This window comes from Lysobacter sp. CA199, assembly GCF_052078715.1.
Taxonomy (GTDB): Bacteria; Pseudomonadota; Gammaproteobacteria; order Xanthomonadales; family Xanthomonadaceae; genus Lysobacter.
The window spans coordinates 101,599-117,929 of record NZ_JBQJIL010000016.1 but is presented as its reverse complement, the minus strand read 5'-3'; the positions used below and the strand labels follow the sequence as shown (position 1 = coordinate 117,929).

The 16,331-nt window shown below is 67.6% G+C and carries 15 protein-coding genes; 6 read left to right on the top strand and 9 right to left on the bottom strand.

Annotated features, from left to right (window positions below):
• Window positions 1-98: 98 nt before the first annotated feature.
• From ACTOWJ_RS26370 to ACTOWJ_RS26360, 3 genes are all read left to right on the top strand, one after another.
• On the top strand, window positions 99-782 hold the full coding sequence (locus ACTOWJ_RS26370) for a hypothetical protein (protein ID WP_441337595.1): 684 nt from the start codon (window positions 99-101) through the stop codon (window positions 780-782).
• 101 nt (window positions 783-883) lie between these two features.
• The gene (locus ACTOWJ_RS26365; protein WP_441337594.1) at window positions 884-1,234 is read left to right on the top strand and encodes a RidA family protein; all 351 of its coding nucleotides are present in this window, start codon (window positions 884-886) and stop codon (window positions 1,232-1,234) included.
• Window positions 1,235-1,702: 468 nt separating this feature from the next.
• Window positions 1,703-3,781 carry a S8 family serine peptidase gene (locus ACTOWJ_RS26360; RefSeq protein WP_441337593.1) on the top strand — a complete coding sequence of 693 codons (2,079 nt, stop codon included), beginning with the start codon at window positions 1,703-1,705 and terminating at the stop codon, window positions 3,779-3,781.
• A 180-nt stretch (window positions 3,782-3,961) separates the two neighbouring features.
• Here the strand turns inward: ACTOWJ_RS26360 and ACTOWJ_RS26355 are convergent, their stop codons facing one another.
• From ACTOWJ_RS26355 to ACTOWJ_RS26345, 3 genes are all read right to left on the bottom strand, one after another.
• Window positions 3,962-4,762 (bottom strand): gamma-glutamyl-gamma-aminobutyrate hydrolase family protein, encoded by an 801-nt coding sequence (locus ACTOWJ_RS26355; RefSeq protein WP_441337592.1) that lies wholly within the window; start codon window positions 4,760-4,762, stop codon window positions 3,962-3,964.
• 23 nt (window positions 4,763-4,785) lie between these two features.
• Complete coding sequence (locus tag ACTOWJ_RS26350) at window positions 4,786-5,925, bottom strand: carboxylate-amine ligase (protein ID WP_441337591.1); 1,140 nt, start codon at window positions 5,923-5,925, stop codon at window positions 4,786-4,788.
• Window positions 5,926-6,153: 228 nt separating this feature from the next.
• Window positions 6,154-7,065 carry a LysR family transcriptional regulator gene (locus ACTOWJ_RS26345; protein WP_441337590.1) on the bottom strand — a complete coding sequence of 304 codons (912 nt, stop codon included), beginning with the start codon at window positions 7,063-7,065 and terminating at the stop codon, window positions 6,154-6,156.
• A 141-nt stretch (window positions 7,066-7,206) separates the two neighbouring features.
• Here ACTOWJ_RS26345 and ACTOWJ_RS26340 point away from each other — a divergent pair, with 141 nt between their 5' ends.
• Window positions 7,207-8,073, top strand: a complete 867-nt coding sequence (locus ACTOWJ_RS26340) for an NAD(P)H-binding protein (RefSeq protein WP_441337589.1) — start codon at window positions 7,207-7,209, stop codon at window positions 8,071-8,073.
• A gap of 100 nt (window positions 8,074-8,173) precedes the next feature.
• On the opposite strand, the gene ACTOWJ_RS26335 is transcribed toward ACTOWJ_RS26340, so the two are convergent.
• Window positions 8,174-8,980 carry a hypothetical protein gene (locus ACTOWJ_RS26335; protein ID WP_441337588.1) on the bottom strand — a complete coding sequence of 269 codons (807 nt, stop codon included), beginning with the start codon at window positions 8,978-8,980 and terminating at the stop codon, window positions 8,174-8,176.
• A gap of 805 nt (window positions 8,981-9,785) precedes the next feature.
• Window positions 9,786-10,853 carry an oxidoreductase gene (locus tag ACTOWJ_RS26330; RefSeq protein WP_441337587.1) on the bottom strand — a complete coding sequence of 356 codons (1,068 nt, stop codon included), beginning with the start codon at window positions 10,851-10,853 and terminating at the stop codon, window positions 9,786-9,788.
• A 166-nt stretch (window positions 10,854-11,019) separates the two neighbouring features.
• Here ACTOWJ_RS26330 and ACTOWJ_RS26325 point away from each other — a divergent pair, with 166 nt between their 5' ends.
• A complete protein-coding gene (locus ACTOWJ_RS26325) occupies window positions 11,020-12,321 on the top strand; it encodes an MFS transporter (RefSeq protein WP_441337586.1) in 1,302 nt (433 codons plus the stop codon).
• Between the two features lie 375 nt (window positions 12,322-12,696).
• Here ACTOWJ_RS26325 and ACTOWJ_RS26320 read toward each other — a convergent pair whose 3' ends face one another.
• Both ACTOWJ_RS26320 and ACTOWJ_RS26315 read right to left on the bottom strand, forming a co-directional pair.
• Window positions 12,697-13,512, bottom strand: a complete 816-nt coding sequence (locus ACTOWJ_RS26320) for a 2OG-Fe(II) oxygenase (RefSeq protein WP_441337585.1) — start codon at window positions 13,510-13,512, stop codon at window positions 12,697-12,699.
• A gap of 224 nt (window positions 13,513-13,736) precedes the next feature.
• Entirely contained in the window at window positions 13,737-14,414 is a 678-nt protein-coding gene (locus tag ACTOWJ_RS26315; RefSeq protein ID WP_441337584.1) for a TetR/AcrR family transcriptional regulator, read from the bottom strand.
• 79 nt (window positions 14,415-14,493) lie between these two features.
• Between ACTOWJ_RS26315 and ACTOWJ_RS26310 the strand changes: the two genes are divergently transcribed.
• Window positions 14,494-14,871 carry a darcynin family protein gene (locus ACTOWJ_RS26310; RefSeq protein WP_441337583.1) on the top strand — a complete coding sequence of 126 codons (378 nt, stop codon included), beginning with the start codon at window positions 14,494-14,496 and terminating at the stop codon, window positions 14,869-14,871.
• Between the two features lie 58 nt (window positions 14,872-14,929).
• Here ACTOWJ_RS26310 and ACTOWJ_RS26305 read toward each other — a convergent pair whose 3' ends face one another.
• Entirely contained in the window at window positions 14,930-15,337 is a 408-nt protein-coding gene (locus tag ACTOWJ_RS26305) for a hypothetical protein (RefSeq protein WP_441337582.1), read from the bottom strand.
• Window positions 15,338-15,533: 196 nt separating this feature from the next.
• Window positions 15,534-16,049, bottom strand: a complete 516-nt coding sequence (locus tag ACTOWJ_RS26300; protein ID WP_441337581.1) for a YgjP-like metallopeptidase domain-containing protein — start codon at window positions 16,047-16,049, stop codon at window positions 15,534-15,536.
• Window positions 16,050-16,331 lie beyond the last annotated feature (282 nt).

The following is a 16,331-nucleotide window of genomic DNA, read 5'->3' as shown; positions in this document are numbered from 1 at the left end:
CGGGGTATAACCCGCCCTATGGCGACGCTGGCACAAGCCCGTCCGGCGTCACGAATCCCGCTCAGGTTCCCCCGGCCGCGCGGCGGCGAGGTGCAGCGATGAAACACGAGACGAATACGCGAACCGCCACGGCCATCGTATGGGCGTTGACGCTGCTGCTGGGCGCTTGCGGCGGCCAGGCCGAACGCGAGGCCGCGGCGCCGCCGCAACGCGCGGGCCAGCCGCTGGATCCGGCGCAAACCGCCGAGCGCCTGGTCAAGATGCGCAGCCAGGCGCTCGGCGGCGATCAGAAGGGCCTGCAGCAGAACTTGCAGGCGCTCAACGAAGACGTCAACCGCTCGATCCGCCTGGCCGATCCGGCGCGCAAGGTCGATCGCGAGAACGCGCGCATCGTCGCCAAAAGCGTCAAGGGCGTGCGCACGGTGGCGTGGATCGACAACGAGAATCTGTTCGTGATCGTCAACCGCAACGGCGAACGGACCTACGGCACCATCGATGCGATCTGCAATCAGCTCGAACCGCTGGGCGATACGCTCGGGGTGGTGGTGAACGTGCAGAGCGGCGCGGCCCGCACCGGCGATGAACTCGAGATACTCAGTCGCAATTGCCAGTTGCCGCCGGGCGAACGCGCGATGATGCAGGCCAATCGTCAGGTCGACGCCTTGCCGCCGCAGATTCGCGCCCAGCATCGCGCCAACGCCGATGCGGCGCTGCGTGCCGAGCGCAGCGAGGACCGGCAGGAAAGCGATCGCATCATCCAGGCCGGCACACCGGAGATGTGATTCGCCGGCGGGCTGGGGCGCCGCGCGTTCGTGCGCAGGCACGGGGTGTGCGCGCCGCCGCGATGACCCACAATGGGCGCCCCACATCCCTGAGGTGAACCATGATCCAGCGATTCGACGTCGGCGCCCGCTTGTCGGAGATGGCCGTCTACAACGGCGTTGCCTATCTGGCCGGGCAAGTGCCCGACAGCGAGCACCTCGACATCGCCGGCCAGACCCGCGAGACCCTGGCCTCGATCGATGCCTTGCTGGCGCGCGCCGGCAGCGATAAGAGCCGCATCTTGATGGCGCAGATATTCCTGACCGACATGGCCGATTTCGAAGGCATGAACACGGTGTGGGACGCCTGGGTCGCCCCGGGCCACACGCCGCCGCGCGCGACTGTGCAGGCGCCGCTGGCGAATCCGAAGTTCAAGGTCGAGATCGTGATTACCGCGGCGGTGGCCGGATAAGCCCGCCCATGTCGACAAAAGAAACGGCGCCTGAGGGCGCCGTTTCTTTTTGTCGCGGCATGCTCGCGCGCAGTCGCGCAATTCACTTGTAGGAGCGGCGCGAGCCGCGACCGCATCCGCTCAAGGTCGCGTAGAACGTATCGGTTAGCTGAGCCATCTCCATTCGGCGGCATCGTGGCGATGTGACCGAAAGCGTCATGGCATGGCGATGTGAAGGGAACGCGACGCCTTTCCACCCGTTTGACGCCTTCAGCCACCAGTTCGAAGTTCTGTGATCGCCCTCAACGATCATTTAGAAGCGCGGTTCGTATTCGAATGGACGCGCATCCTCCGCAGGGCGCAGTGTCGGCGAGCGTCCCGCGACGCACGCAGCACGGACGTTGCTGTCCGGTGTTTTCCAAGATCGAACCCACCCAGCCGTCGCCCCGCGCGGGCGGCGCTTGCCGAACCTTTCTGGAGAAGAACCGCATGAACCGTCGCCGCATCCCGCTCACGGCTTTGGCTGTAGCGCTTACCGTTGCACCGTTGTTGTCTTTCGCGCAGGCCGCATCGGCGCCCGCGAGCGAATTCGAATTGGATCTGGGCGGAGCGCGTTTCGATCCGCTCAAGAGCAAGCCCGTGCAAGCCGCCAGCGCCTGGGGCCGGACCCGCGCCGACGGCGAGGACTGGCGATTGGTGCAGTTCAAGGGGCCGGTGCAGCAGGCATGGCTGGACGAACTGCGCAGCGCCGGGTTGGAACCGGTGCAGTACCTGCATCCCTACACCTACATCGCCTGGGGCAAGCGCGACGCGTTGAAGCGCCTGGCCGGGCAATCGGAAGTGCGTTGGAGCGGCGACTTCCTGCCGGCGTACAAGGTGCAGCCGGAACTGCGTAGCAAGGCCGCATCGGGCTCGGTCGAGGTCAGCGTGATCAGTCGCCGCGGCAGCGGCCAATTGGGCGCGACCTTGAACCAACTCGGCGTCAAGGATGTCGGCAGCGGCGCGAAGATCGTCGATCGCGGCCTGCAGACTCAGACCTTGCAAGTGCCCGGCGACAGCATCGCCGCGCTCGCGCAGACGCCGGGCGTGTACAGCGTGCAGACCGTGCCCACCGACGGCGGCCTGCGCGGCGAGATGAGCAGCCAGATCAACGCCGGCAACGTCAACGCCAGCAATCTGGCCGTGCCCGGCTATTTGAGCTATCTCAGCGGAGCGGGCGTGAACGGCACCGGCGCGATCATCGCCAACGTCGACGGCGGCATCTATCACACCCATCCGGACCTGACCGCGCGCATGACCACGTGCACCGGCACCACCTGCGGCGGCTCGGCCAGCAGCGCGCACGGCACCCACACCGCGGCGATCATGGCCGGCGACGGCGCGTCCAACGTCCGCGCCACCGCGTCGACCGGCAGCTTCCTGCGCGGGCTCGGCGTGGCGCCGGGCGCCAAGCTGGTCGAGCAGGTGTACTCGCCGTTCTACACCCAGCCCGGCGGCATGCTGTTGCTGATGACCCAGTCGGTGCGCAACCGCGCGACCATCTCCGGCAACAGTTGGGGCCCGTCGGGTTCGCCGCGCGGTTACGACGGCGATACGCGTCAGGTCGACGTGGGCGTGCGCGACGCCGATCCGGATGCGGCTGGCGATCAGCCCTTGAACTTCGTGCTGTCGTTCATGAACGGCAACGGCGGCACCCAGAGCCAGGGCTCGCCGGACGAAGCCAAGAACACCTTCACCGTGGGCTCCACCAAGGGGCAGAGTTCGGCGACGGTGCAGATCGCGGCGATCAACGATCTGTCCAGCAACACCGCGCACGGTCCGGCGCGCGACGGCCGGCGCATTCCGGGTATCGTCGCGCCGGGTTGTTCGATCGATTCGGCCAACAGCGCCACCGGCCACGGCCTGATGTGCGGCACCAGCATGGCCTCGCCGCAGGTCGCCGGCGCCAGCGCCTTGTTCACCCAGTACTACCGCAACAAGTTCGCCGGCGCGACGCCGAGCCCGGCGCTGACCCGCGCCGCGTTCACCGCGGTGGCGCAGAACCTGGTCGGCAAGCTCGACGCCGACGGCGTGGTGTTGACCACCGCGCCCGACAGCAAGCAGGGCTGGGGCCGCATGCTGATCGATCCGGTGCTGCGTCCGGCGCAGGCGGTGCAGTACGTCGATCAGAGCCATGTGTTCAACAACAGCGGCGAGACCTGGACGCGGCGCTTCACCGCGGCCGATGCGACCAAGCCGGTGCGGATCATGCTGGTGTGGACCGACGCGCCGGGCCACGGCCTGGGCGGCACCACGCCGGCGTGGAACAACAATCTGGACCTGCGCGTGACCGCCGGCAGCAGCACCTATCTGGGCAACGTGGTCAACACCAGCGGTTGGTCGGTCACCGGCGGCGCCGCCGATGCGCGCAACAACAACGAAGGCGTGTTCCTGCAGGCCGCGCAGCACGGCGGCAGCGTCAACGTGGAAGTGCGCGCGACCGACATCAACTCCAACGGTCTGCCCAACTCCGGCGACGACACCGACCAGGATTTCGCCCTGGTCTGCTACAACTGCATCGCGGGCTGAACGGCGTCGCATCGCCGAAAGGCGTGGAACGGAGGCGGCCGCGGGGCCGCCTCCGTTTTTTTTCGTGTTGAGAGCGGTGGTTCTGCTGTGCCAGCGGATACGCTTTGGCTCTTCAACGGAAACAGGAGCAACAACAACAACGTCAACAGCGATGGAGATACCGATTCGAACCGTGTCGCTTCAAGCCGCCAACGCCTGCTCGAAGCGCCGCGCGGCTTCCATGAACGCCATCAACAACGGCCGCCCCGGCAACAGGTCGGGGAATCGATGGTCGTGGAATTCCGGATGCCATTGCACGCCGACCACGAAGCTCTCGCCGGTGCCGCGGATGCATTCGGCAATGCCGTCTTCCGACCAGGCCTCGACCTCCAGTCCGTCGCCGAGTTGCTTGACGCCCTGGTGATGGATCGAATTGACCTGCGGATCGGCGGCCTGCGGATACAGCGAGGCCAGCCAGCCTTGTTCGCGCATGCGCAGGGAATGGGCGTGCTCGTCGTACTGCGCCGGAACGTAGTGCTGCGAGCGGGTCGCGCCGCCGCCGACCAGGTCCTGATACAGGCTGCCGCCGTGAGCGACGTTGATCAGCTGCATGCCGCGGCAGATGCCGAGCACCGGCTTGCCGGCGTCGACGAACGCGCGCAACAGGGTCAGCTCGAAGCGGTCGCGCTCCGGATCGGTGGTCATCAGCAGTTCGCTGGGACGCTCGCCGTATGCGATCGGATCGATGTCGGCGCCGCCCTGAAGGATCAGCCCGTCCAGCGAGCGCGCGTAGTCGCGCACCGACAGATCGGTGGCCTGGACCGCGCCCTCGGCGTCGACGGTGGGGATCATCACCACCAGCGCGCCGCTGGCCATGACCCAATGCGCCATCGATTGTTCGAGGTATTGCAAGGTCTTGTTGCGGAAGCCATATTCGGGCGGCAAGTTGCGCATCATGCGCGGCGACAGGCCGATCAACAGTTTGCGGGCGGGCGAGGGCATGGCGGGCATCCGGAAGGCGGGCGTCAGTGGCTGGGCGGCGCGGGAACGGTGGTTTGCAACAGCCAGTCGACCACGGCCTTGAGCGCCGTGCCTCGGTTGGCTCCGCTCGCCCGTTGTTCGCGGTAGATCGACAATTGGACATGCGCGCTGGTGCCGTGCTCGACGATGTCGTCCAGCGCGGTCAAGGCCTGGGTGCAATCGAGCTGGCGCGCATCGTCCGCGCACAGCTCGCGCAGACGATGCAACTGCGCCAGCGCCGGTTCGGTGGCGCCTTGCGCATCGATGAACTGCGCCTGCAGGCCGAAACGTTTCGCGCGCCAGCGGTTCTCGTCGATGATCCGGCGGGTGGTGGCGTTGCATGGCGGCGCTTCGCCCGGATGCTCGCACAGGTGGCGCATCAGGCAGCGATACAGCGCGGCGATCGCCAGACTGTCTTCCAGCCGGGTGCAGGCATCGGCGATGCGCAGTTCGACGGTGGGGAAGTTCGGCGAAGGCCGGATCGCCCACCACAGCGAACCGGCGTCGGCGATCGCGCCGGCGCGTCGCAGCACCGCGGCGAAGGCGTCGTACTCGGCCTCGTCGGCGAAGAAGTCGGGAATGCCGGTACGCGGCCATTCGTCGTACATGGCTTGGCGATAACTCATCAGCCCGGTGTTGCCGCGGTCCCAGAACGGCGAAGACGTGGACAAGGCCAACAACAAGGGCAGCCACGGCATGGCCCGGTTCATCACCTGGACCCGGTCGATCCCGTCGGGCAACTGCACATGCACGTGCAGCCCGCAGACCTGGCTGCGCCGGGCGACGATCTGGAAGTCTTCGACCAAACGCCGATAGCGGGGCTTGTCGGTCTGGCTTTGTTCGCGCCATTGCCCCAGTGGATGGGTGCCGGCGGCGAGCAAGGCCAGGCCGTGTTCGTGCGCGAGCGCGGCCAGGCCGCGGCGCAGCTCGCCGAGCTGGCGCCGCGCCTGGGCGATGTCGCATTGCACCGGCGAAGCGATTTCAATCTGCGCCTGCTGCAGTTCGCTTTCGATCGAATCGCCCAGCTCGGCGCGCGCGCGCTTGAGCAGACGCGAGGGGACCTGGGCGGCGAGCAGGCGACTGTGCGGGCGGACGAGGAAAAACTCCTCCTCGATGCCGAAGCTGTAATCGCACGGCGCGCTCATCGCCGGCGATCCTGGAACTGCGACCAGATAGGGTTCGTCATGCCGCCAAGGTAGCGTCCCGAATGTAAGCGCGAGTTGAAGAGCCGGTGGAACGGGCGCGCGCCGGGCCAGGGCGGGGCGGTGCGGTGCTCGGTGGCGGTCGCGCCGGGCCAGTGCGCGGGGCCGGTCTTGATCGAGTTTGCGCAATTGCACCGGCGGCATCATCGATCCGTCGGCGGCTCCAATCCCTTACGGGGCCGGCTGCGCCAACGCGGCGACGAAATCCACGAACGCGCGCAGCTTCGCCGCCGGCAGATGCCGCGAGGGGTACAGCGCATACAGCGGGAACGACTCGCCGTGCCAGTCCGGCAGCACTTCGACCAGTTGCCCGCTGTCGAGAAAACGCTGCACGCCGATCGCCTTGACCCGGGCGATGCCGACTGCGGACAGGCAGGCGCCGAGCATGCTGCCGAATTCGTTGACCAGCAGCCGTCCTTGAATCTTCACCTCCATCCGTTGCCGCCCGCGTCGATAGCTCCACTGCGTCGGCGGCTGCCCGGACAGGCTGTCGCGCATGCGGATGCAGGCATGGTCGGCAAGCCCGGCCGGCGTCGTCGGCGCGCCGCGACGGGCCAGATACGCGGGCGCGGCGATGGTGATGGTGCGCGTGTGCAGCAGTCTGCGCGCGACCAGCGACGAAGACGGCGGCGCGCCGAACCGCACCGCCAGGTCGAATCCCTCGCGGATCAGATCGCCGAGCTGTTCGCGCGTGACCAGATCCAGTTCCAGCGCCGGATGGCGTTCGAGAAACTCGCCCAGGTGCGGCGCCAGCATCATCCGGGCGAAGAACGCATCGACGTTGACCCGCAGCCGCCCGCGCACCGCCGTGCCCGCGCCCGAGGTCTGGCCGACCGCGTCCTCGATGCCGCTCATCAGCGGGCCGACTTGCGCGTACAGGCGCCGGCCTTCGTCGGTCAGCGTCATCGAACGGGTGGTGCGATCGAGCAGGCGCACGCCGATGCGCGATTCCAGACGCGCGACCGCGCGGCTGACCCCCGATGGAGTCAGGCCCAGCGCATCGGCGGCGCGGGCGAAACCGCCGGCTTCGACCACCGCGGCGAGTACGCCGATGTTGGCCAGCAAACGTCCGTCGACGCTCATGGGATCGCCTCGTTTGGATTAGTGACTGAAGATCATCAATCTTGTGACACTGGCGCGCTTGGGTCCACCCGCGCCGGTTCCTATGATGCCGTCCACGCAGCGGCTTGTCCGGCTGCGCTTTCGACTTCACGGGAATCTGCCATGTACGTCATCACCGGAATCACCGGCCGCGTCGGCGGCGCCGCCGCCCAGGAACTGCTGGCCGCGGGCCAGCGCGTGCGCGCGGTCGTGCGCGATCCAGGCAAGGGCCACCCTTGGCGCGAACGCGGTTGCGAACTGGCCGTGGCCGAGTTGAGCGATGCCCAGGCCCTGGCGACCGCGTTCGCCGACGCCGAGGCGGTGTTCGTGCTGCCGCCGCCGGATTTCGATCCCGAGCCCGGGTTTCCCGCGGCGCGCGCGCGGATCGAGGCGGTCTGCGCGGCGCTGCGCCAGGCGCGCCCACGGCGTGTGGTGTCGTTGTCCACGGTCGGCGCCCAGGCCGCGCAGGAGAACCTGCTGAGCCAGCACACGCTGATGGAGCAGGCGCTGGCCGAACTGCCGATGCCGGTCAGCGTGCTGCGCCCGGCCTGGTTTCTGGACAATTGCGAATGGGACATCGCCGGCGCGAGCGAGCGCGGCGTGTATGAGAGCTATCTGGATCCGCTCGAACGCGCGATCCCGATGGTCGCCAGCGCCGATGTCGGGCAGGTCGCGGCGCGATTGCTGCGCGAACCGGTGAGCCGGTCGCGAGTGGTCGAACTGGAAGGCCCGCGGGCGGTAGCGCCGCGCGACATCGCCGTGGCGTTGGCGCGTGCGTTGGGGCGGGATATTTTCGCGCAGACCGTCGACCGCGCGCAGTGGGAGGCCCGGTTCCGCGCGCAGGGCATGCGCCACCCCGAACCGCGCATGCGCATGCTCGACGGATTCAATGAGGGCTGGCTGGATTTCGCCGACGCGCCGGCGCAGCGACTGCGCGGCGAAACCGATCTCGATGCGGTGCTGCGCGGCCTGTTGCCGGCTCGGCCATGACCCGGCGCGCGCGAACGCTCCGCATCGCCGTGGCGATGCGGAGCGAGATGCGCAGGTGCGATCGCCACGCAGCGCGCGGCGACGATCCGATCGCGTCGGATCAGTCGATGGTCACCGCCGTCACCGGGCGGTTCGCGTTGACGGTGATGGTCGACGGGCTGGCCACCGCTTCCACGCGTACGCCGACCAGGCCCAGGCCGCCCACCGACACGCTGCCGCCCAGGGTCAGCGCGGCCGGCTGATGCTGCACGGTGACGTTGCGGGTGCCCGCGCCGATCGCGACGGCGTGGTTGAGCGTCAGCGCGCCGCCGACCGGCACTTCGATCGGCAGGCCGAGCACGGTCAGACGCAGGCTGCCGCCGACCGGCACGGTGAAGTCGCGCGGAATCGGCGAGGGAATGGTGATGACGTTGCCGCCGGCCACGCGCACGTCGGCGATGGTCGAGCTGGCTTGGCACCGCAGACGGGTGTCGCCGGACAGCGAATCGCAGGCCAGCGAGCCGCGCAGGCCCTGCGCGGTGACCAGGTTCTGCACCAGGCTCAGGCCGGCGGCTTCGGAGAAGCCGTCCAGCGCGGTGGCGCCGGTGAGGTGGGTGTAGTCGGCGCGCTGGTGCACGGCGTCGAGCTTGATCACGTTGACCAGCCCGAGCAGGCCCAGATCCACGCCGAGCGCGCTGTTCTCGTCGCTGCCCGCCACGGTCTGCTGCGCCTGGCCGGTGCACGGCAGCGGCAGGGTGGTGTTGAGGCCGAGCACGGTGACGGTCACGCTGCCGCTGACGGCGCAGGCCTTGACCGCGGCGTTGGCCACTTCCGAGCTTTGCGCTGCGGCGTTGTTGGCGGCGAAGGCCAGGCCCAGGGCGCAGGCGACGGCGCTCAGGCGGGCGGAGCGGAGGTTACGTTGATTCATGATGATTTCCTGCTCGGTTGATGAGAGAAGACGCGGATGGAATCCGTTGATGCGATCGGTTTGCTCAGGTCGTTGTCGTTCGCAGTCGGCATCGCGCAGCCGCCGCCGACGGCGCGCGCACCGTTGCGGGTCGGTTCGATCGGATGCCCTGTGATGAAACCCAGGAATACGGAGCCGGCGCAGGCCGCTCCGGTAACTGTAGTCAGGGCGCAAGCCTCGCGAATGCTGGGCTCGTGCTAAAAGCGTGATGAGGCGTGAATCGTTCGGGTTATGTGTCGCATCCATCGCGCCGCGGCGTCGTTAACGGGGAAGGACGGTGCCGCGTGGGTGGTGCGGGCAAAGAGTAGAAAACCCGCGAGGCGCGAAACCTTGATGCATCGCGCATTAGTCGCAGGGCTTAGTTCCGTTTGCCGGATCTGCGATCGATTCGTCGCTGCGCGTGTGCGCGTCGATCGGTTGCAAGCATTTCATCGCTTGCAGTTTCGCTCGCGCGGCGATGCGGATGTGCGCGGCATCGACTCTCCGGCGTGATGCGTTATGGCGTTTGCATGCGAATAGGCGATGCATACGCAGGCGTACTTGGTTTTCGCTGTTTCCAAGTCGGAAGTTTAGTTTCCGACGCACGCAAAAAAACCAGTGCGTAGCGCCTGTCGCGGCGAGCCGATGCGTTGCGCGCCTGAACGATACGGTTCGGTATCGCGCCGCGCGCGATGCCGCTCGGGTTCATGCTTCTACAGCGAGCGCAAGCGAACTGCGACGATCGCAGCGGACATCGCTCGCGCGCCGACGTGCCCGCTGGCGCCGCTCAGCTGCGAGCGAACGCCTCGCGTTCGTGCTCGCTCAAGGCCGGAGCCACCGCGCGGCCTTGTTCGGCCGATGCGACCGCCGCTTCGAGCACCGCCATCAAGGCCACCGCCTGCGCCGGCGTCACCGGGTTGGCGCCGACACCCAGCACCGCGTCGCGCACCGCCATGTAGTAGCGCCGCTGGTCGCCGGCCGGCGCGGGCAGCGCGCTTTGGCCTTGTTCGTCGTGCCACGCGAAGGCGTCGTCGTCCTTGCCCCAGCCCGGCGCGCCGGGAATCAGCCCCGACAACAACTGCGCTTCTTGCTGATCGGCGCGCGGCTTGACCAGGCTGCCGCGGGTGCCGTGCACCACGAATCGCGCGCTGCCGCCGGCGGCGAGCATGCCGGCGTGCAGGATCGCCCGGCGCGCGCCGTATTCGAACACCACGTGCGCCCAGTCGGCGACCACCGCGCCGTCGCGCTGCACCGCCAGACTGGCGATCACCCGCTCGGGCAGGCCGAACAGGCACAGCGCCTGATCGGCCAGATGCGGCCCCAGATCCCACCACACCCCGGTGCCCGGGCCGGCCTGTTCGCGCCAACGCTCGCGCACTTGCGGACGGAAGCGGTCGATATGCGATTCGAAATGCACCACCTCGCCGAGCAGGCCGTCGTCGATGGCCTGCTTCACGCCGAGGTAGTCGCTGTCCCAGCGCCGATTCTGGAACACCGACAGCAGCCGCTGGTGCTCGGCGGCCAGCGCGGCGAGTTCGCGCGCTTGCGCCAAATCCAGGGTGAACGGTTTATCGACCACCACGTGCTTGCCCGCGGCCAATGCGGCGCGCGCGAGCGGTGCGTGGCTGTGGTTGGGGGTGGCGATCACCACCAGGTCGGCGCGCGGGTCGGTGACCGCGGCGAGCGGGTCGGCGATCACCGCCGCTTGCGGATGGTCGGCATGGACCTTGGCCGCGTCGCTGGAACCGATCAATTCCAGCGACAGTCCCGGCGTGGCCGCGATCAGCGGCGCATGAAAGGTCTTGCCGGCGAAGCCGTAGCCGACCAGCGCGACACGGAGGGGAGCAGGGCTCATGGTTCGAACTCGTGGGGGAGTCCGCGCAACCATGCCGGATCGCGCCCGCCGCGGCCAGTGGGCGCGCGGGGGTCATGCGGGATGCGCACGCGGACTGTGCGTGCGGGCTTTGCAGAGCAGGGCCCGGATCGGGTATCAAGACAAGGTCCCCCGTCCGGAAATCCCGATGTCCGCAGCCGTCCAGGCCTCCGCGAAAGCCGTCCCGGCCTCCGCAAACTCTCCCGCCCGCGTGCTGTTCGCGAGCCTGATCGGCACCACCATCGAATTCTTCGACTTCTACATCTACGCCACCGCCGCGGTGCTGGTGTTTCCGAAACTGTTCTTCCCCGCTACCGATCCGACCACCGCGACCTTGCAATCGCTGGCGACCTTCGCCCTGGCGTTCTTCGCCCGGCCGGTGGGCGCGGCGGTGTTCGGTCATTTCGGCGACCGCATCGGCCGCAAGGCGACCCTGGTCGCGGCCTTGCTGACCATGGGCGTGTCGACGGTGGCCATCGGCCTGCTGCCGACCTACGGCAGCATCGGCATCCTGGCGCCGGCGTTGCTGGCGCTGTGCCGCTTCGGCCAAGGCCTGGGCCTGGGCGGCGAATGGGGCGGCGCGGTGTTGCTGGCGACCGAGAACGCACCGCCGGGAAAGCGCGCCTGGTACGGGATGTTTCCGCAACTCGGCGCGCCGATCGGTTTCTTCCTGTCCACCGGCATTTTCCTGTTGCTGACCGACACCATGGGCGACGAAGCGTTCTTCGCCTGGGGCTGGCGCATTCCGTTCCTGGCCAGCGCGGTGCTGGTGTTCGTGGGGCTGTGGGTGCGGTTGCGGATCAGCGAAACCCCGGCGTTCCAGAAGGCCATCGATCACCACGAGCGGGTCAAGACGCCGATGATCACGGTGCTGCTGCGCCATCCCGGCGCGTTGCTCGCGGGCACCTTCGCTGCGTTGGCCACCTTCGTGCTGTTCTATCTGATGACCGTGTTCGCGCTGAGCTGGGGCACCTCGCGGCTGGGCTACTCGCGCGAGCAGTTCCTGCTGCTGCAATTGGGCAGCGTGCTGTTCTTCGCCGCGACCATCCCGTTGTCGGCGATGTTCGCCGATCGCTGCGGGCGCAGGCTGGCGATGATCCTGTCGACCCTGGCGGTGATGGCGTTCGGGGTGTTGTTCGAGACCTTGTTCGCCAGCGGCAACGCCTGGGGCACCCTGTTGTTCCTGGGCTTGGGACTGGGGATCATGGGACTGACCTACGGCCCGCTGGGGACGATCCTGGCGGAAATGTTCCCGACACCGGTGCGCTATACCGGCGCCTCGCTGGCGTTCAATCTGGCCGGCATTCTCGGCGCGTCGCTGGCGCCGTCGATCGCGACCTGGCTGGCCGGCAGCTACGGCCTGGCCTACGTGGGTTACTACCTCGCCGCGGCCGGCGCGCTGACCCTGATCGCCCTGCTGATGGTGCGCGAAGAAGACAAATCCGATTGATTGGTGCTTGCCACGTCTCGAAGATGCCACGGCCACAAGCTGTAGGAGCTGCGCAAGCTGCGACCAACCGAAGCGACTCAATACCACGTGACCCTTCGAAGCCATAGCACCGCAAGTGCTTGAACGTGCTTTGGCGACTGTCCGGGCTTCGGTGGGATTCGCTTGCGTGGGCCATAACACTGCAGCGCTTGGACGTGCTTTGCCGACTGTCTGGGCTTCGGTGGGATGCGCTTGCGTGGGTCATAACACTGCAGCGCTTGGACGTGCTTTGCCGACTGTCCGGGCTTCGGTGGGATGCGCTTGCGTGCGTAGCTTCGGTTGGTCGCAGCTTGCGCAGCTCCTACAGGAGGATTGCGGCAATGCGCGCCCCCCGCCTCAGCGATCCTTGTTGTAAACGTGCTTGGCCGGGCGAACGCCCTTGGGAAACAGTTTGCGCAACCAGCCGCGCGCGGCGGCGTCGGCGCGCAGGGCGATATCGCGCACCGGTTGATCGGGGCGGCCGCGGAACGAGGTGGGATGGAAATACTCGTCGCTGGCGGCGGGATGATCGGAGAAGTAATAGTTCGAGACGCAGCAGCGCAACTCGTCGCTGAGGCTGGTCGACACCGAATGCCAGGAGTGCTGGTTGGTCACCATCACGGCCAGACGGTTGAAGCGGCTCACGATCGTGGTCGGCCGGCCGTCGGGGCCGTCGGGCCATACTTCCAGATTGCCGCCGTTGGTTTCCTGCCAGTCCGGCGAAACGTAGTAGAGCAGGTTCAGCACGCGATAACGCTCGCGATCCTTGTCGTGCGAATTGTCCAGGTGCGGGTTGAGGAAATGCCCGCGACCCATGACCGAGATGCCGCCGGCATACAGATGCTCGTCGGGATACAGCGAGCGCAGCGCGGTGATCGCGCGCACCTGTTCCACCACCGCCGGCTGCTGGAAGGCGAAGATGATTTCCTCGAGAATCGGCGCGTGCCGATCCATCTGCGCGGAAATGTATTTGAGCTCGCGCAGGCTCTTGCGCAGCATCATCTGCGAGGTTTGCGGAAACGCCTGGCGGATCTGCATGGCCAGTTCCACCGGCAACAGATCGTCGACGATGAAGTAATGGATCGGCGCGGCCTGCTGCCATTGGCGGCCGGATTCGTCGATGGCCCGAGCAAGACGTTGCTCGATCAGCGATCCTATTTCGAAACGATCCATGTCGGGCGTCGTCGTTGGGAGGAAGGGAACCGGATCGGGCGCTTGGATGCCGCCGCGCCTTTGCGATCCGGTCCGAGCGGCCCGCGAAGGCGTTTGCGCTCAGGGCCGTTATCGTACAACGTCCGCCGGTTCGCGGTTGTTCGGAAGCGTTCAGGCTCGGCCCGGGTCGGTGTTTTGGCCCGCGGCGATGTCCGCGTGCTGGGCTGAAGGGCACCGGCGCGGTGTCACCGATCCGTCGCCGGGGCGGGGCGAACCCGCGCCCGGCCGCGCGCGCGGCGCGGCGTTCCGAGATAGCCGAACACCGCATGCAGCACGCGACGCTCCAGCGCCTGCGCCTGCAGGTCGCCGCGTTCTCCGGCGCCGTCGACGATCGCCCGGACGATCGCGATCGTATCGAGCCCGATGACCTCCGGCGGCGAATGCCCGTCGCCGGCGACGGCGGGCGCATCTGCGCGTTGCAGCAGCGTCGACAGGCAGGCTTGGGCCGCGCGGTCCACTTGCAGATCGCGATCGCGCAGCGGCAGGCGGCGTTCCTCGAAATCGAGCAGGCGCGCCAGCGCCGGCCGCCGCGACTGATGCGCGATCGCGCCGCGCACCAGGCAGGCGATGCCTTCGGCGTAACTGGCCTGGGCGCGGGCCGAGGCGATGTCGGCCAGCAGCGTGGCGGTCTCGCGGTCGATCAAGGCCGCGGTCAGGGCGTCCTTGTTGGGGAAGTATTGATACAGCGAGCCGATGCTGACGCCGGCGCGCTCGGCCACAGCGTTGGTGTTGTACGCGGGCAGCCCGCCGCGTTCGAGAATGCGAGCCGCCGCTTCCACGATCGCCGCCACGGTTTCGGCGGCGCGGCTCTGGCGCGGGGATTTGCGCGGTTTCAGCGCGTTCTTGCGGGGCTTGGCGGCCATGGCGGGATGCGAGTAGTGAATATGAGCAATCGCTCATATTGTGTCCGCACATTCCCCGCAACGCCACAGAGGCATTCCGATGAGCGACACGCAACCGATCCAGACCGCCGGGCACGCCGCCGCGCTGACCGTCTTCATGCTGGTCAAGACCCAGCCCGAATGGCTGGCCTTCGACATCGACAACCGCTTCAAGCTGATCGCCGAGCACATGACGCCGATCCTGCGCAAACACCGCGACCAGGTGCGCTTGAAGTTCTTCGACATCGAGTTCTACAACGCCCGCGTCACCGACATCTGGCAATGGCAGGCCGACAGCCATCACGCTTACGAACTGGTGGTGGAGGCCTTGCGCGAAACCCCGTTCTGGGATCGCTATTTCGCGATCGTCGAGATCCTGCCCGGAGTCGAGAACGCTTACGCGAGCAACTACGGCCGCGATCCGTTCACCGACGTATGAGGCCGCCGGCGCTCGCCCGGCGCGATCCGGTCGACTGCGCGAACGTTGGCGCCGGCGGCTACTTTTGCGCGCCCCAGGCGGCCTGCAGCTTGCTCGACAAGGCGGCCTTGCCGGCCACCTGTTCGGCTTCCAAGGCGTAGGACAGCACCGATTTGCCGTCGGATTCGAAATAGCCGCGACGATAAACCGGCAAGTCCTCGCCGTTGATGTAGCCCATCTGGACCATGGCATAGAACAGGCGTTCGTCCGGATTCCTGGCCAGGCTCAAGTCGTAGAAACGGACCCGCTGGTTCTGGCCCGGGTAGACCAGCCAGAGCTTTTCCGGCGTGTCGCAGTAGGCGCGGGTCACGGCCTGCTGTTGCGCATCGGTCATCACGACGCGGCCGTCCTGGTCGGTCTCGCCGCGGCCCAGGACATCGCTTTCCTCGACTCCGTACAAACTTCCCGGCGCCTGCGAGCTCAGCATGAACGCCCAAGGCGTGAAGGCGAGGGCGTGGCCACTCGGGCCTGGCGAGTCGGCGAGCCGGTAGGCGATCACGCCGGAACAGGCATATGGAGGCCGCGAGGCGGGCGGAGCATGCGCGCAAGCGGTGGCGATCAGGATCGCCAGCGGCCGCAGCCACGCAGTGCAGGGTGAAACGTCGCGCTGCGCACGCGTTCGGTCATGGTGTTTCCTTGGTTTGCTTCGCCTGAAGTTCCAGCTGAGTCAGGTACAGGCGCAGATCGAATTCGAGCTGGTGGTACGCCGGGCTCATGTGGGTGCACAACTGGTAGAAGCCCTTGTCGTGATCGCGGTGCTTGAGGTGGGCCAACTCGTGCACCGCGATCATCTCCAGGAACTCGGCCGGAGCGTCGCGGAACAAGGTGGCGATGCGGATCTCGCGCGCCGCCTTGAGCCGGCCGCCATGCACGCGCGAAATCGCGGTGTGGGTGCCCAGCGCGTGTTTCACCACGTGCAGCTTGTTGTCGTAGATGACCTTGTTGAGCGGCTCAGCCTTGCGCATGTAGCGCTCTTTCAGGCCGACCACGTATTCGAACAGCGCCTTGTCGTCGCGCACTTCATGGCCGCCGCTGTAACGCTCGCGCAGCACCTCGGCCAGCCGCCCGCTGTCGATCAGCGCGCGGACCTGGTCCATCACGCGCTCGCCGTAGCCGCGCAGGTAGCGGAATTCGTCCATGCGCGCACGATACGGTATCGGCGTGTCGGGGCGCGAGACGGGGCCGTGGGCGTCGCCGCCGCGAAGCGGACGCGTGGCGGCGGTCACGAAACGCAGCCGCTGCGATCTGTCGCGCGGTTTCGGTCGCTGAAACGGTTTGGTCGGCGTTGACTGTGCCGTCGGCTTGAGCGCGCGCCGGGCTGCGCTTACGTCGCGCCGGCACGCAGGCCGTGCGCGAAGCCATCCCGGGAACCGCGCAGGGTTACTACGGTTTGACCTATGCGCAATGGCGCCGGCAGGACT